Origin of the sequence: Rhizobium sp. BK661 (genome assembly GCF_024808825.1) — a bacterium.
Lineage (GTDB): Bacteria > Pseudomonadota > Alphaproteobacteria > Rhizobiales > Rhizobiaceae > Rhizobium.
In genome coordinates, this window is sequence record NZ_JANTYT010000013.1 from 78,099 (window position 1) to 93,340 (window position 15,242).

The following is a 15,242-nucleotide window of genomic DNA, read 5'->3' on the forward strand; positions in this document are numbered from 1 at the left end:
CGTGCTGTCAGCTCCGCGGTCGGAGCCGCCCAACTATCTGACCGGTCAGGCGGCTTGCGGCAGCGGCCCGACATAAACCGAACGCGGCCGGATCAATCGGCCTTCGAGTGCCTGCTCACGCGCGTGGGCGATCCACCCAACGGTCCGGCCGATTGCGAACACGCCGGTAAATGACTCGCGCGGAAAGCCCAGGACATCGAGCAGAAGGGCCGTGTAGAACTCGACGTTGACATCAAGTGGTCGACCCGGCTTGCGTTCCTTGAGGATTGCGAGCGCCGCATGTTCAACGGCTTCCGCCAGGACGATCCGCTCGCGATCAACTTGTGCGGCGGAGACTAGCGACCGAAGGGCTTGCTTCAAAGCGTCAGCGCGCGGATCACGCACTCGGTAGATCCGATGACCGAAGCCCATCAGCCTCTCGCCGCGATCCAGTGCATGGCTAAGCCAGTCATGTGCATTCGCGCTCGCTCCGATCGCGTCGAACATATCGAGCACCGGGCCTGGTGCGCCGCCATGCAGCGGTCCCTTGAGGGCGCTGATGGCCGCGAGCACCGACGAGGTAAGGCCGGCGTGCGTCGAGGCGACAACGCGCGCGGCGAAGGTCGAGGCGTTCAGACCGTGATCCGAGATCGTCACAAGGTAGGCATCGAGTGCCGCGGTCTGCTCTCTACTCGGGGACTGGCCGGTAAGCATACGCAGGATGTCGGCGGCCTGCGAAAGGGAGCGGTCCGGCGCGAACGGTTCCTTGCCGGCCTGCAGACGGATTATCGCCGGCAGGAAGACTGCGGGCGCTGCGAGCAATCGAAGGGCGGCCTCGAAGTCCTCGCCATCCGGCAGACGGGCGATAAGAGCACGCATCGCATCCACAGGCGGCAGGCCCAGCGCTGCCGAATCGAGGGCTGCGAGATGGACGAACAGGTCTTCTCGCATTTCGCCCAGCCGCGGGCCAAATTCTGCGAGGCTGAAATGTCGTTCCGTCAGTCCGTCGAGCAGCAATGCGGCTATGCTTTCATAGGTTGCCGTCGACACGAGCTGATCGAGCGACACGCCCCGGATGATCAGGCGACCGGCTTCGCCGTCCACATCGGACAGCTGCGTCTCAGCAGCAATGACATCTTCCAAACCGTTCTTCATGGTGTTTCTCCTTTACGAGCAGCAACATCGAAGCTAGGTTAATTGACGTCAATCTTGATGTAATAGATCAATATAAGAGGACCTCATGTCCTGGCTGACCGCGGAGCAAGCGCTCGAGAGACTCGGCACCAAACCGCAGACGCTTTACGCCAATGTGAGTCGCGGACGGATCCGGGCTAAGGCCGATACGACCGATCCACGGCGTAGTCTCTACAACGCAGCCGATGTCATGCGGCTGGCCAAGCGGCATGCGGGTCGGCGAAAGACCGAGACCGTAGCGGCAGATGCCATCCAATGGGGCGATCCCGTATTGCCGTCCGCCATTTCGACTGTCGCAGAGGGCCGGCTCTACTATCGCGGGCGCGAAGCGGCCGCATGGGCCGAGCATGCGACGCTGGAGGAGACTGCTGCACTTCTATGGGAGTCTGGACCCGTCGCGGCGATGCCCGGCGACACCGCAGCAACGACGCCCTCGCTGGAACGGGCGTTCGTCCTGCTTGCGCAGCGCGTCACCCGCGACCTGCCGAGCCTAGGTCGGTCATCGACGGCACTAAAGGCTGAAGCTCAGACCATCCTGTCGACCATCGGGATGGCCCTGGCACCAGATGCGAGTGACCTGCCGTTGCATCTCCGCCTCGCGGCGAGCTGGGGCAGGCCTGAAGCGGCCAACTGCATCAGGCGCGCGCTTGTACTCCTCGCAGATCACGAGCTTAACGCATCGACCTTCGCCACACGGGTGGCGGCCTCTTCGGGCGCAACGTTGTCGGCCGCCGTTCTTTCCGGGCTCTCGACCTTGACGGGACCGCTTCACGGTGGCGCATGGCAGGGCGTCGCCTCATTGATCGAAGACGTCAACGCACTCGGGGCGAACGCGGCTGTCCGACAGGCGTTGACCGAGGGGAGGTCGCTCAACGCGTTCGGTCACCCTCTCTATCCGGTCGGAGACATCCGGGCAAAAGCGCTATTGTCCCAGTTTTCTCTCCCACAGACGTACACGGAACTGGCAACCGCAGGCCAGGAACTTGTCGGAGAAAGCGTCAACATCGACTTCGCCCTGACTGCCATGACGGCCGTTTTTGATCTTCCGAGGAACGCCCCGCTTGTGATCTTCGCGCTCGCGCGATCCGTTGGATGGCTCGCCCATGCCATCGAGCAGGTCGAGAGCGGTCATCTCATTCGCCCGAGAGCGCGTTATACTGGACCGGCAATCACAGCCGCCAAAGCATAGACCTCGGATAGTCGTTGACGTTTCGGCATGCGTGCTGCAGCAATCACATAGGAAGGATGCCGCACGTAGGGCGTCCGGTCGCGCATTCATTAGGGGACGGATATGCTTGTAAACTCCAGGATGCTTTTAGCGCTGGTCGTGTGGGCTAGCGGTACCTGCCTTTTCACCTCGGGCGTGGCCCTTGCACAAGCCGGCGGATGCACCATGGAGCGTGTGGCGGGAAGCTCGCGGCAAGTCATGCACTGCGCCGATGGCGTCACAATCACTGCCGAAGGCGGCGCTCGTTTCAATGTCATTGACCGCAACCGCGATGGGCGACCGGATGCCGTCTCCCTGCGCAACAAGGCGGTACTCGTGGATGTCGACCGCGCCCGTCGCCCTGGAGGGTTCGAGGTGATCACGCCGCAGGCGATTGCAGCCGTCCGCGGCACGCGGTGGGCAGTCGATGTCAAAAGCGGTACGACGTCGGTCTTCGTCGTACGCGGCCGCGTCGCGGTCGGTCGTTCGACTGCTGGACCGCGCGTCGTCTTGGATGTCGGCGAGGGTGTCGACGTTACGCGAGGCAGCGAACCATTGACTGTCCGCCGCTGGCCGCCCGCCCGCGCTGCAGCCCTGCTTGCCCGTCTAGGCCAATAGCGCCGATGCAGGCCAGACGGCTCCTGATCACGATCGCGCTGCTACTATCCGCCCTTTGGGGCGGACTGCTCGGCTACATGCATCTCTCAGGCAGCATGAGCTTTCTCGACCGTCTCGAAGCGTCTCTCACTGATCTGCGTAGTACCCTCATCGGCGCGCGGGAGGCCCCGCCGATCACCAGCATTGTGGCGATCGACGATCTTACCGCTGCCGACAATGGCTATCCGCTTAGTCGAGCGACACTCGCCCGCGTGGTATCCGCCGTCAGCGCCCTAAAACCGAAGGTCATAGCACTCGATCTCCTACTCGTTGACCCCGGCCCAGAGGAAGGCGACGCGGCACTTGCCTTGGCGCTTCAGCAGACGCCCAGTGTGATCGCTGCAGCCGGCGTTTTCCCCAAAGACACGCAGACGGTTGGTCACGACGCCAACGATCCGCTGGCGGCGATCCCGACGGCCAACCAGATGCTTTTGCCACTTGCCCGCTTTTCCGACGTCGCTGCCATCGGCGTCGTCAATGTCGCGACTGATGAATCGGGGACACCCCGCTTCATTCCCCTGATTTCTCGAGGCGGCGAGCGGGTCGATGCCTCGTTTCCGCTGCGAGTGGCGTCGCTGGCGCTGGGTATCAATCCGGCATTCGCGCCAGGTGGGTTGGCACTCGGTGACCGGCATTTGCCGACCGACAACGGGCAGCGGCTTCCCATTACCTTCTATGGCCCGCGCGGGACTCTTCCAACCTTCAGCGCCGCTGATGCACTGGCCGGCAAGCTCCCCGCCAAAGCGATCGAGGACAGGATCGTGGTGATCGGCGCCACGGTGACTGGCGGTGGCGACGTATTCCCGACGCCATTCGACCCGGTCTTGCCGGGCGTCGAGGTCATGGCGACGGCAGCAACACATCTGATTGCCGGCGACGGTATCATCAGGGACCGCAATGTGCGTTTGCTCGATTCGCTCATAGCCGTTGCGCTGCCACTGCTTCTTATCAGCTTGCTTGCGTGGCGGCGCAGCGCCATCGGCTACGCTATCATTGCCTGCGTGGCCTTCGCGTGGGCGGCCTTGAACATCGCCGCCTTCGCACACGGCTACTGGTTTAGCGCAGCATTGCCGATCGCCGCAGCGTTGCCGCCCGTGCTGCTCTTCGGTGCCGCCGAAATCTGGATCGATCGTCGCCAGGCTGCGCACTTCGCGGCGCAAAGCGATCTCCTACAGCGCATCGAAGCGCCGGGGCTGGGCGAATGGCTTGCGCGCGATCCCAATTTCCTCGCCGAACCGGTACGGCAGGACGCAGCGGTCGTCTTTATCGATCTCTCCGGCTTCACGGGACTGAGCGAAGCGATCGGCGTGACGAATGTCCGTGAAGTCCTCAGCGATTTCTTCGAGATGGTCGACGGAGAGGCGCGTTCGCATGGCGGCGCGGTCACCAGCTTCATGGGCGATGGCGCGATGATTCTGTTCGGCTTGCCACAACCAGCCTCCGACGATGCCACTCGGGCGGCTGCCTGCGCCGTCAGCCTGTGTGATCGAATGCGGCCATGGCTTGCGGCCCATCCCGCGCTGAGCGGCCGGAAGGCCGGCTTCAAGGTCGGTGCGCACTGCGGGCCTGTCGTCGCATCGCGACTCGGGAGCGGCAATCGCCAACAGATCACGGCAACTGGCGACACCGTGAATGTCGCCAGCCGGCTGATGGAGGTGGCGGCATCGCGTGGTGTCGAACTGGCCCTGAGCACCGCGTTGATGAAAGCCGCGGCCGCGGATAGCGCTCCGCTCCGCTCCGGCCGGCTGGAAGGTCCCGTGCAAGCGCGTATTCGCGGTCGAAGCGAAGGGATCGATGTATGGCTATGGCAGGGACATCTGCTTTGACATTTGCCGTCTGACAAAGTAGGAACGGCCAACTTCTCTACCGGCAACTGCCGGCCAGGGCGCAGCATGCGCGTGAGACTTCCGAAAGATAGACAACATGACAGATTTTAACGGCGTCGTTCCGGCGATCGCCAAGGCGTTGGTGAAGCGCGGTTATACCGAGCTGACGCCGGTGCAAAAGTCCATGCTCGACCCGACGCTTGCCGCGTCGGACGCTCTCGTTTCGGCCCAGACAGGGTCCGGGAAAACCGTCGCCTTCGGCCTGGCGCTGGCACCGACGTTGCTCGAAAACGATGACCGTTTCGGGCCTGCGGCGGAGCCGCTGGCGCTGGTGATCGCGCCGACAAGAGAGCTCGCGCTTCAAGTCAAGCGCGAACTCGAATGGCTCTACGAAGCGACGGGCGCGCTGATCGTGAGCTGCGTCGGTGGCATGGACATCCGCAGCGAGCGTCGCGCATTGGAGCGTGGCGCGCATATCGTTGTCGGCACGCCGGGGCGTCTCTGCGATCATATCAGGCGCAATGCGCTCGACATTTCTGCGCTCAAAGCAGTCGTACTTGATGAAGCGGACGAAATGCTCGATCTCGGATTCCGCGAGGATCTCGAGTTCATTCTTGATTCCTCGCCAGATGACCGTCGGACGCTGATGTTCTCGGCGACTGTTCCCGCTGCCATTGCAAAGCTCGCGAAGAGCTATCAGAAGAACGCGGTGCGGATCGCGACGGCTACCGAGGAAAAGCAGCACGGCGACATCGAGTATCGGGCGCTTGTCGTGTCGCCCAGCGACCGTGAAAACGCCATCATCAATGTCCTGCGCTACTATGAGGCGACGAATGCCATCGTGTTCTGTTCGACGCGCGCCGCGGTCAACCATCTGACTGCCCGCTTTCACAATCGCAACTTCAACGTCGTCGCCTTGTCGGGTGAACTGACGCAGAACGAGCGGAGCCATGCGCTGCAGGCGATGCGCGATGGACGCGCCCGCGTCTGCATTGCAACGGATGTCGCCGCCCGCGGCATCGACCTTCCCGGCCTCGACCTTGTCATTCATGCCGACCTGCCGACCAATCCGGAAACTTTGCTTCATAGAAGCGGCCGCACCGGTCGCGCGGGCCGCAAGGGCGTCAGCGCACTGATCGTGCCGCTGAACGTGCGGCGCAAGGCGGAGCGCCTCCTTGACAATGCCGGTATCTCGGCTGCCTGGGCTCGTCCGCCGTCGGCAGAAGAGGTGACGGCACGTGACGAAGCGCGTCTGCTTGCCGATCCCATCTTCGAGGAACCCCCGAGCGAAGAGGCTCGGGACCTGGTCAAACGGCTTCTCGATGCCCACGGCGCAGAAAAGCTCGCCGCGGCGTTCGTCAATCTCTATCGGTCCAACCAGTCAGCGCCGGAGGACCTGATCGAGGTCGCGGTCCAGGACGATCGCGGCCGCAAGCGCCGCGAGCACGCCGAGGGACCACGCGAACCTTATCAGAAAGGTCCGCGCGACGACTTCGGCGCGAGCGTGTGGTTTTCGCTTTCGGTCGGCCGCAAGCAGAATGCAGAGCCCCGCTGGCTGATCCCGATGCTCTGCCGCAACGGCAATCTGACGAAGCGTGACATCGGTGCCATCAAGATGCAGCCCGACGAAACCTACGTCGAGATTTCAACGGCAAGCGCCGACAGCTTCCTGCAGTCCATCGGTCCGAACAAAACGATGGAACGCGGCATCCGCGTCACAGCCCTGAATGGCACGCCCGATTTCAGCAAGCCAGCAACCTCCAAGCCTTATGCCGGCAAGAAGGCCTTTGGCGAGCGCCGCGAGTTCAGCGACGAGCGGCCAAAAGACAAGTTTCGGAAGGAAGCCCGCGCTGATGGCGAGCGCGACGAGCGACGTGACACGAAGCCTTGGAGCAAAAAGCCTGGGAAGCCGAAGTTTGAGGGCAAGGGTGGCGGTGGGCCGAAGCCCAAGTTCTCGAAAAAGAAGGGCTGAAACCATCCCGTCGGCGCTGCAGCCTTTGCGGCGCCGATAAAGATTCTCGGAGTGGACAATGGCAGGCACAATCGTTTTGACGGTTCATGTTTTCAGCACTCTTTGCAATGAGACCTTCACGCTCTAGCGCGCGCTCTTCATGGATGGCGGGATGCTGGTGATGAAGAACTACTGATCGCTTGAGGATATAAAGCAATTGCGTGGCCAGCACCGCCGTAAGAATGGCCCTGCGGCCAGCACCCTTTCTCCAGCGGATATCCGCGCCTTCATTATCGAAAACCTCCGACTCGAGCCGGTGCCGGGTTTGCCTGAGATACGTCTCTATGCGGCCCATCCGGGCAGTGGGCTGGGTCGCCTTGGAGCTAGTGGCCGTGACGATTCGCCACCGTACTGGGCTTACAATTGGGCGGGCGGGATCCTGCTTGCCAAGCACGTTCTAAATCATCCCAATATCGTTCGTGGCCGCCGTGTCCTGGATCTTGGTGCCGGCTCCGGGATTGTCGGGATCGCGGCTCGAAAATGCGGAGCATCCGCCGTAATCGCGGCAGAGATCGACGCCAATGCGATCGCGGCACTCAACCTCAATGCCGAGGCGAATGATGTGGCGATCGAAGCGTTGAACGCAGATATTCTTTCCGGCGCCCCAGTACCCGATGTGGATGTCATTCTTGCCGGTGATGCTTTCTACAATGCCGAACTTGCCAGCAGAGTTCTGCCGTTCCTGACCTCTCGTCGCCAGGCCGGCGTCGATGTCCTTATAGGCGATCCGCGCAGATCGTCACTGCCGCTGACAGCCCTGCGTCTCGTCGCCGAGTATGCCGTCCCCGATTTCGGCGTTGGCTCAGGAGGTGATGCAGCCATTGGTGGAGTGTTCGCCCTGGAAGCATGACCCAAAACGCGCCCTCTCAGCAGGAGGACTCTTCCTGTAGTTTCTGCAAAATCTCCAGCGCCACCTCTGCAACGGCGGTCGGAACGAAGACATGATCGTGATGGTAGGCTGCGACCATGTTGCAGGGGATTGAGTGTGCGGTGAGAGTAGTGGCAACAGCAGCTGTCAGTCCGACACCTTCCAGCGATGAAAAAACTTCGAGAACGATCCGCCGCATTGGCGTATCGCAGTTGAAGCCCAATTCCGAGGCCCTGCTTTTCGAAAGGATGAAGGAAACTCCCTCGTGCTCGCGAAACGACGCCAGCGCATCGATTGCCGCGCGCCGAATGATGTTCTCGTCCGTGGTTGTACAAAAGACGAATTCGTCCTCCGTAAGCACGGGCGTCATTCCGGACAACATCGCGGCGGTTTCTCGTATGATCTGCTTGGTCATCTCAAGCCGGCCCAGGGTTTGTTTGTGACACTTTCCGCGAATGAAAAAGAAACGTCAGCCGAGCAGATCAGGCCGCAGCAGCATCACCGGGCAGGGGTCTCCCGCCTGCAACTCCGGCGCATGTGGCGGTCGAACGATCAAGCAGTCAGCTTCGGCGAATATCTTCATCATAGACGAGTCCTGTTTGCCGAACGGCTCTGCCGACCAACCGCCCGACGGTGATCGCAACAGCCTCGCTCTCACGTAGTCCTGTCGCTGGTCATTGGCACGAAGCGTTACAGCCGCTCCCGCCATTGCCTCACGTCTGACTGGCGGCAGTGACGCCAGCTTGCGAACCAGCGGTTCCAAAAACAGCAGTCCGCAGACCAAGCTCGAAACCGGATTGCCGGGTAGGCCAATGACATGCGTTTCTTCGAGGCTGCCCACCATCAACGGCTTGCCCGGACGCATGGCGATCCGCCAGAAATCGAGCTTCATGCCCAATGCGACGAGCGTAGCCTGCACCAAATCATGGTCGCCCACCGATGCCCCACCGAGCGTCACGATGACATCGACCTCGGCACGCCGGGCGCGCTCGACAGCCGCGGAAATCGCGGCTTTGTCATCGGGAACGATCCCGAGATCCAGGACCTCGGCGCCAGCCTTGCGAACCAGGGCAGCAATGCCGAAGGTGCTGGACGCAATGATCTGCGCGGGAGCCGGTGAGCTTCCTGGCGGCAACAACTCGTCACCGGTTGCGAGCAGCGCCACCATGGGCTTGCGGAAGACCTCAAGGGTCGCGTGGTTCATTCCAGCCGCCACAGTCAGGCGAGAAAAGTCCAGCACGGTGCCTGCCTTGAGCACTGTTTCGCCTTCAACAAAATCTTGGCCGCGGGGCCGAACGTGCTGACCAGGACGAACAGGAAAGGTCGTGCGGACGCCGCCCTCGATTTTGTCCGCATCCTCCTGCAACAACACGCTATCGGCGCCAGACGGAACCGGTGCGCCAGTAAAGATCCGAACAGTCTCTCCTTTGCCGACAACACCCTCGAACCCATGGCCGGCAGAGGACGTCCCGATGAGCCTCAGCTCGGCGCCCGGTTCCGGAGCGTCGTCACCGCGCAAGCCATATCCATCCATCGCCGATGCATCGAAAGGCGGCTGGGTCAGCCTGGCCGCCACATCAGCTGCCAGCACGCGACCGTCGGCCTCCGGCAAGGAAACAGTTTCGCTCACCTGGATTGGTTTTGCCCGTGACAGTAAACGATCCTGCGCCTCAGCAACGGGCAACATGCTCATTTGCCATACTCCGGATGGCGAAAGTCTCCAGACTTGCCACCCGATTTTTCGAGCAGCCGTATGCTCCCGATTACCATGGCCTTATCGGCGGCCTTCGCCATGTCGTATATCGTCAGGCAGGCCACGGAAACGGCTGTCAGGGCCTCCATTTCGACACCCGTCTTGCCTGTCAGCTTCACGGTCGCGGTAACGCGCAAGCCGGGAAGATCGGCGTCCTCCGTAATATCGACCGCAACCTTCGTGAGCATCAGGGGGTGGCAGAGAGGGATGAGGTTGCTCGTCTGCTTGGCGGCCATGATGCCAGCAAGGCGCGCCGTGCCGATCACGTCGCCCTTCTTCGCATTGCCCGCACGAATGAGATCGAGCGTCGCGGCCGCCATCTTCACGTGGCCTTCGGCGGTCGCAACCCGAGTGGTCTCGACCTTATTGCCGACATCGACCATGTGCGCCTCGCCGGAGGCATCAATGTGGGTGAGACCGGACGGGCCGCCGCTCATATCACTCGGCCGCCTGAGCGGCTTCGGCGAAGAGTAGTGCGCGCGTTGCAGCCGTAACGTCTTCCTTGCGCATCAGGCTCTCGCCGACCAGGAAGGTGCTGATGCCAACTGCCTGCAGGCGCTTGCAATCTGCATTCGTGAAAATGCCGCTTTCGCCGACCAGAAGACGGTCCCCAGGAACCATCGGCGCGAGCTTTTCGCTGACCTCCAGGCTGACCTCGAATGTCCGTAGATTGCGATTGTTGATGCCAACCAGCGGAGAGGAGAGCTTCAGCGCACGCTCCATCTCCTCGGCATCGTGAACTTCCACCAGCACATCCATGCCGAGCCCGAAAGCCTCATCCTCAAGGCGCTTTGCATCATCATCGGAAAGCGATGCCATGATCAGCAGAATGCAATCGGCGCCCCAGGCGCGCGCTTCCTGCACCTGGTAGGTCTCAAACATGAAGTCCTTGCGCAACGCCGGCAGCGAACACGCGGCACGCGCTGCCATCAGAAATTCCGGGGCGCCCTGAAAGCTTGGCGTGTCGGTCAACACCGAAAGGCAGGCAGCGCCACCGACTTCATAGGCCTTGGCCAGCGACGGCGGATCGAAATCTGGCCTGATCAAACCCTTGGAGGGACTGGCTTTCTTGATCTCGGCGATCAGGCCGTATTGGCCGGCCTCGCGTTTCGCAACCAGCGCACGATGAAAGCCGCGCGGCGGCGATTGGTCCGCCTGCATCGCCTTCAGATCAGCCAGCGATACCGTCGCTTTTGCGGCGGCTATCTCTTCCCGCTTGTATAGTTCGATCTTCTTCAGGATGTCGGTCATGGCTCTATCCTAGTCGATGTCGTTCGACACGGCGACGAGTTTGTCGAGGGCCGCGGCCGTCGCTCCGCTGTCCAGAGACTGCGTCGCAAGCCGCATACCGTCCTCGAGTAGCTCAGCTTTGCCGGATATCACCAGCGAGGCGGCGGCATTGGCGAGCGCGATGTCACGGTAGGCGTTCTTTGCGCCGCTCAAAACGTCGCGCAACGCTGCGGCGTTGACCACGCCATCACCGCCCTTGATAGCCTCCAGACGGCAAGGTTCGACGCCGAAATCTGCGGGCGACAACTCGAAAGTCCGAATCTTCCCGTCTTCGAGCGCGGCGACGTTCGTCTTTCCCGTCGTCGTGATTTCGTCGAGACCGCTGCCGTGCACGACCCACACGCTTTCGGAGCCCAGATCGCGCATGACCTCGGCAATCGGAACGACCCATTGCGGCGCGTAGACGCCAAGCAACTGACGGCGGACGCCGGCCGGATTGGAAAGCGGCCCCAGCAAATTGAAGATCGTCCGCGTGCCGAGTTCAACGCGCGTCGGGCCGACGTGGCGCATCGCCGAGTGGTGCTGCTGGGCGAACATGAAGCCGACACCAGCCTCGCGAATGCAGCGCGAGATCACCTCGGGGGTCACATCTAGCTTGACCCCGAGCGCGGCAAGGCTGTCGGCCGCACCTGATTTCGAGCTCAGTGCCCTGTTGCCATGCTTTGCAACAGGTACACCAGCACCAGCCACGATAAGAGCAGCGAGTGTCGAGATATTATAGGTCCCGCTTGCATCGCCGCCGGTTCCCACGATGTCGATGGCATCGGCCGGTGCATCGACGGTCAGCATCTTGGAGCGCATCGTCGTCACGGCGCCGACAATCTCGTCGACCGTCTCGCCACGGACGCGCAATGCCATGAGGAAGCCGCCGATCTGCGAAGGGGTCGCTTGACCGGACATCAGAATGTCGAAGGCCTCGCGGGCCTCGTCGCGTGTCAGCGGCTCACGGCTCGCAGCCTTCGCCAGAAGCGGCTTCAGATCAGTCATGCGCGTGTATTCCCCCTTAGCGGACTGCCGCCTGATCGGCGAGAGGCTGATTGATCGATGCGCCATACTGCGTCTGCAGCAGGTTGACCATCTGATCGAGAATGTCGTCGCCGGCAGCATTTGCCATTGCCGTGATCTGCTGGTCCTGATTGTTGAGCACGTCACCCGTGGGTTCCGTGTTCACTTCCGTGACCTTGAGAAGGATCTGCGTCGTCGCGTCGCCGCCGACGGCAATGGCGACTGTATCCATCGGCCCGGAGAAGGCAGCGTTGGCGCCGGCGCGACCGAGGACGGGGTCGTCGGTCCCGCGAGTAATGCCGCTCTTGCTTTCGACGGTAATGCCAAGCGGGGCCGCAATGTCCGCCAGCGATGTTCCCTTCTTGGCCTGCTGCTTCAGGTCTTCGGCCTTTTTGGCCAGTTCAAGCTTCTGCTGTTCCGCAGTCCAATCGGCGACCGCCTTATCATGCACTTCGCTCAGTGGGCGGTCGCGTTCCGGCATGACATCGCGGACTTCGAACCAAAGATAGCCGTCAGTGCCGATCGAAAGGGAAGGAGCATCAGCGCCGGCGTCGGTCTTAAAGGCCGCGCCGAGAACCTGCTGCTTGGCCGGAATGTCCTTGACCTCATTGCCGTCCTTGTCGAGACCCGTAGCGTCGACGGCGTCGACGACGACGGCCTTCAGCTTGAGCTGTTCTGCAATCTGCTCCAGGGTCGAGCCGGAGCCGCGCAGGTCCTCGATCTGATCGTGTACGTTGATGAGTTCCTGCGATGCGTTGGAGACGGAGAGCTGCTTGCGGATCTCGTCCTTGACCTCATCAAGGCTCTTGACGCTTTCGGGCTTGATGTTGCTCACGCGGAGGACGACCGGACCAAACGTGCCATCGACGACCGGCGTCGTTCCGCCGTCCTTCGAGACTGCGAAGGCAGCCTCTGCAATGGCCTGATCCGGAACCTTGTCCTTGGAGAATTCGCCGAGGAACACGTCGGTAGCGGTCTTGCCCTGATCGGTTACCAGCTGATCGAATGTCGTGCCGGTCTTCAGCGCGGCTTCGGCGGCGTTGGCGAGATCCCTGTTCTGGAACGTCAATTGCTCGATCGTGCGGGTTTCAGGCGTGCGGAAACTATCCTTGCGCTTTTCGAAATCCTCGCGGATCTGGTCATCGGTAACGGAGGCGGCGTCGGCGATGTCCTCCGGCTGAAGCTTGAGGAAAGCCACCTTGCGGTATTCAGGAGCGCGGTAGCGTGTCTTGGTGCCCTCGAACCACTTGGCAAGCACATCCTCGGCAGGCGCCTTGATCGGCTCGATGTTGGCATTGGTCAGCAACAGGTAATCGATACCGCGGCTTTCCTGTCCATGAAGCTTGAGGGCGTCGACCAGCGTCTTCGGGGCTGTGAAGCCGTTCGAGACAGCGTCCACGATCTGGCTGCGGACGGCAACCTTGCTGCGTTCCTTGATATAGTCATCCTCGCGGATGCCGGCATTGCGCAGCCGCGATGTAAAGAGGGTGCGGTCGAACTGGCCGTTGACCGCCTTGAAGGCTGGGTCATCGCCGATCAACTGCGCAAGCCGATCCTGGGAGAGGCCAAGGTTCATCTCGTCCGCCAACTGGTCGAGTGATGCGCCGGCGACGAGCTGCGCCAGCACCTGCTGTTCAACGCCAAAAGCGCGGGCCTGGTCGGGCGTCAAGCGCATGCCGAATTGCTGGCTGAGATTTGCGACCTGTCGCTGGTAGGCCAAGCGAAATTCGTTGACGTCGACGTGCTGGTCTCCGACGCTGACAACCGTCGTGCTGTTGCCGCCCGATATCAACGAGCGCGACACGCCCCAGATACCAAAAGAGGCAACCAGCAGCAGCATGAGGAGCTTGGCAACCCAGGTGTGAGCAGCTCTTCTCAGAAGATCGAACATCGAAACGCAAACCTCGCATTATATTCGCCCGTTCGCGGGCAAAGCATTGGACGTTCCTTAGAACAAAGCCGGCAGGAAATGAAGGGTTATCGCACGAAAACATCTGCGCTATATCTGCAACCATGTCGAAGCGCTTGGCGCAGCAAAAGACGCCCGATATCGGAACCTTTCTAAGGGCTAATTCGTTGAAGAGCATCCGGAAAAAGAGGAGCAGACCATGGCCGATATGAAAACCGCCTCCGCCCAGTCCGCAACCGCGCGTGTGAAGGCGGAGATCGCGGCAGACGATCTTTCCGCACAGGTCACAGCATTGCGCGAAGACCTTGCACGCCTATCCGAGAGCGTTGTTGCACTCGGTCAGGGCGCCAAGACCGCCGTAGCCGACGAAGCCTCGGTCATGACGGAACGGCTGCGCGACAAGGTAAGGGAGGAGCCTATCTTCGCGCTCGCCGTGACAGCCGGCGTCGCCTATCTTTTCGGATTGATGAGCCGTCGATAGAAGTCGATTGGCAGTTGACAAGGCGAGGGCCGGGCGTGCTGACGCCCGGCTTTAATTTTTTGCGGGTATTTAACGACGAATAACCCGCCCCACGGCAATCAGCAGGCAGGCGCCGACGAATCCCGCAATCAGATAGCCTAGCCAGCCGGCGAGCGTGATGCCCAGTCCTGCGAGGATTGCATTGGCGACGATTGCGCCGACAATGCCCAAAATGATGTTCATCAACAGCCCCATGTTGCTGTTCATGAACTTTTCCGCGAGCCATCCGGCAATGCCCCCGATGATGATGGCCGCTACCCAACCCACACCTGCGTCTTCCATATGATTTCCTTTCAGAGAAACAACGAAGTCAGCGCCCAAGGTGGAAATTGAGGCGTCCCCTATAGTAGAGGCGGAAATATGTGACTAGCAACGCGAGACTGTTTCGCAACGCAAATGGCAGCGTAAAGCGTCAAAACACGCCACCGAGACTCAATTCCCCCACAACAAAAAAGATAAGCCATCCGCCTGGTTGCGCAACGCAAATCTATTCGCCCGAAAATAGGCGCGGCGCAAAGAGGCTCACGTGGTCTGGAGGAAGTCTATTTTACACTTCGCCCCCACCGGCAGTACTCGACCGGGCACAGTCCACCTGGCCATTACAAAGCACAACCACTGGACGTTTTGTTAAAAATACTCGACGCTATGTCGAGTACGTTTGGAGAAGTGCTTAGGGTTCCGGTAAGACCAGGCCGAGACTGTCCTAAATCGCCATTCTGCACGACATGCATTGTCCGACTCCAGTTGCGCACAATCCACGGTACCGCGATGCATACCAATTCTTATACCTTTTGCCATATCAGCGTGGTACAAATAATACCAATATCTATTGGTTTTGTTCCCTGCAGCGACGTTTTGAACCCGTTGTAGCGTAGGGCCGGTGGAAATTGGCCGCACTCTGGTGATGGATTTAACGGCTGATTATGCCGTGAAACGTTTTGCCGACGCCGCTTGTGTAATCAAAAAAGCGCATTCTCAACGAAATCGCTTCTTTCCTTAAGCATTTGCTTGCTCAACCTGCAA

14 protein-coding genes are annotated in these 15,242 nt (G+C 61.1%); 6 read left to right on the forward strand and 8 right to left on the reverse strand.

Annotation, left to right across the window (positions count from 1 at the left end):
* Positions 1–45: 45 nt before the first annotated feature.
* Complete coding sequence (locus tag FHX16_RS22505; protein WP_183864581.1) at positions 46–1,134, reverse strand: citrate synthase/methylcitrate synthase; 1,089 nt, start codon at positions 1,132–1,134, stop codon at positions 46–48.
* 85 nt (positions 1,135–1,219) lie between these two features.
* Between FHX16_RS22505 and FHX16_RS22510 the strand changes: the two genes are divergently transcribed.
* The 5 genes from FHX16_RS22510 (at position 1,220) to FHX16_RS22530 (ending at position 7,724) form a co-directional block, all read left to right on the forward strand.
* Positions 1,220–2,362, forward strand: coding sequence for a citrate synthase (locus FHX16_RS22510; protein ID WP_183864580.1), 1,143 nt, complete (start codon positions 1,220–1,222; stop codon positions 2,360–2,362).
* A gap of 102 nt (positions 2,363–2,464) precedes the next feature.
* Positions 2,465–2,998 carry a FecR domain-containing protein gene (locus FHX16_RS22515; protein ID WP_405049312.1) on the forward strand — a complete coding sequence of 178 codons (534 nt, stop codon included), beginning with the start codon at positions 2,465–2,467 and terminating at the stop codon, positions 2,996–2,998.
* 5 nt (positions 2,999–3,003) lie between these two features.
* Positions 3,004–4,863, forward strand: a complete 1,860-nt coding sequence (locus FHX16_RS22520; RefSeq protein WP_259130477.1) for a CHASE2 domain-containing protein — start codon at positions 3,004–3,006, stop codon at positions 4,861–4,863.
* A 97-nt stretch (positions 4,864–4,960) separates the two neighbouring features.
* Complete coding sequence (locus tag FHX16_RS22525; RefSeq protein WP_183864578.1) at positions 4,961–6,835, forward strand: DEAD/DEAH box helicase; 1,875 nt, start codon at positions 4,961–4,963, stop codon at positions 6,833–6,835.
* Positions 6,836–7,031: 196 nt separating this feature from the next.
* Positions 7,032–7,724, forward strand: a complete 693-nt coding sequence (locus tag FHX16_RS22530) for a methyltransferase (RefSeq protein WP_183864577.1) — start codon at positions 7,032–7,034, stop codon at positions 7,722–7,724.
* Between the two features lie 16 nt (positions 7,725–7,740).
* Here the strand turns inward: FHX16_RS22530 and FHX16_RS22535 are convergent, their stop codons facing one another.
* From FHX16_RS22535 to FHX16_RS22560, 6 genes are read right to left on the reverse strand one after another with little or no spacing between them, the layout of a single operon-like run.
* Positions 7,741–8,157: an ACT domain-containing protein gene (locus tag FHX16_RS22535; RefSeq protein ID WP_183864576.1), complete on the reverse strand. Its 417-nt coding sequence runs from the start codon at positions 8,155–8,157 to the stop codon at positions 7,741–7,743.
* Between the two features lie 54 nt (positions 8,158–8,211).
* Positions 8,212–9,435, reverse strand: a complete 1,224-nt coding sequence (gene glp / locus FHX16_RS22540; RefSeq protein WP_183864575.1) for a gephyrin-like molybdotransferase Glp — start codon at positions 9,433–9,435, stop codon at positions 8,212–8,214.
* A complete protein-coding gene (gene moaC / locus FHX16_RS22545) occupies positions 9,432–9,932 on the reverse strand; it encodes a cyclic pyranopterin monophosphate synthase MoaC (protein WP_183757232.1) in 501 nt (166 codons plus the stop codon). The genes glp and moaC overlap by 4 nt, the downstream gene beginning before the upstream one ends.
* Position 9,933: 1 nt before the next feature.
* Entirely contained in the window at positions 9,934–10,746 is an 813-nt protein-coding gene (trpC, locus tag FHX16_RS22550) for an indole-3-glycerol phosphate synthase TrpC (RefSeq protein ID WP_183864574.1), read from the reverse strand.
* Positions 10,747–10,755: 9 nt separating this feature from the next.
* Positions 10,756–11,772 (reverse strand): anthranilate phosphoribosyltransferase, encoded by a 1,017-nt coding sequence (trpD, locus tag FHX16_RS22555; RefSeq protein ID WP_183864573.1) that lies wholly within the window; start codon positions 11,770–11,772, stop codon positions 10,756–10,758.
* Between the two features lie 16 nt (positions 11,773–11,788).
* Entirely contained in the window at positions 11,789–13,681 is a 1,893-nt protein-coding gene (locus tag FHX16_RS22560; RefSeq protein ID WP_183864572.1) for a peptidylprolyl isomerase, read from the reverse strand.
* A gap of 217 nt (positions 13,682–13,898) precedes the next feature.
* On the opposite strand from FHX16_RS22560, the gene FHX16_RS22565 reads away from it, so the two are divergent.
* Positions 13,899–14,180, forward strand: coding sequence for a hypothetical protein (locus FHX16_RS22565; protein ID WP_016553995.1), 282 nt, complete (start codon positions 13,899–13,901; stop codon positions 14,178–14,180).
* Between the two features lie 69 nt (positions 14,181–14,249).
* Here the strand turns inward: FHX16_RS22565 and FHX16_RS22570 are convergent, their stop codons facing one another.
* Positions 14,250–14,501, reverse strand: coding sequence for a GlsB/YeaQ/YmgE family stress response membrane protein (locus FHX16_RS22570; RefSeq protein ID WP_016553994.1), 252 nt, complete (start codon positions 14,499–14,501; stop codon positions 14,250–14,252).
* Positions 14,502–15,242 lie beyond the last annotated feature (741 nt).

What these genes read in the sequence shown, in the direction of transcription:
- FHX16_RS22505 (WP_183864581.1), bottom strand. Translation starts at nt 1,134, where the DNA reads ATGAAGAACGGTTTGGAAGATGTCATTGCTGCTGAGACGCAGCTGTCC.
- FHX16_RS22520 (WP_259130477.1), top strand. Translation starts at nt 3,004, where the DNA reads ATGCAGGCCAGACGGCTCCTGATCACGATCGCGCTGCTACTATCCGCC.
- glp (WP_183864575.1), bottom strand. Translation starts at nt 9,435, where the DNA reads ATGAGCATGTTGCCCGTTGCTGAGGCGCAGGATCGTTTACTGTCACGG.
- moaC (WP_183757232.1), bottom strand. Translation starts at nt 9,932, where the DNA reads ATGAGCGGCGGCCCGTCCGGTCTCACCCACATTGATGCCTCCGGCGAG.
- FHX16_RS22570 (WP_016553994.1), bottom strand. Translation starts at nt 14,501, where the DNA reads ATGGAAGACGCAGGTGTGGGTTGGGTAGCGGCCATCATCATCGGGGGC.
- trpC (WP_183864574.1), bottom strand. Translation starts at nt 10,746, where the DNA reads ATGACCGACATCCTGAAGAAGATCGAACTATACAAGCGGGAAGAGATA.
- FHX16_RS22510 (WP_183864580.1), top strand. Translation starts at nt 1,220, where the DNA reads ATGTCCTGGCTGACCGCGGAGCAAGCGCTCGAGAGACTCGGCACCAAA.
- trpD (WP_183864573.1), bottom strand. Translation starts at nt 11,772, where the DNA reads ATGACTGATCTGAAGCCGCTTCTGGCGAAGGCTGCGAGCCGTGAGCCG.
- FHX16_RS22565 (WP_016553995.1), top strand. Translation starts at nt 13,899, where the DNA reads ATGGCCGATATGAAAACCGCCTCCGCCCAGTCCGCAACCGCGCGTGTG.
- FHX16_RS22515 (WP_405049312.1), top strand. Translation starts at nt 2,465, where the DNA reads ATGCTTGTAAACTCCAGGATGCTTTTAGCGCTGGTCGTGTGGGCTAGC.
- FHX16_RS22535 (WP_183864576.1), bottom strand. Translation starts at nt 8,157, where the DNA reads ATGACCAAGCAGATCATACGAGAAACCGCCGCGATGTTGTCCGGAATG.
- FHX16_RS22525 (WP_183864578.1), top strand. Translation starts at nt 4,961, where the DNA reads ATGACAGATTTTAACGGCGTCGTTCCGGCGATCGCCAAGGCGTTGGTG.
- FHX16_RS22560 (WP_183864572.1), bottom strand. Translation starts at nt 13,681, where the DNA reads ATGTTCGATCTTCTGAGAAGAGCTGCTCACACCTGGGTTGCCAAGCTC.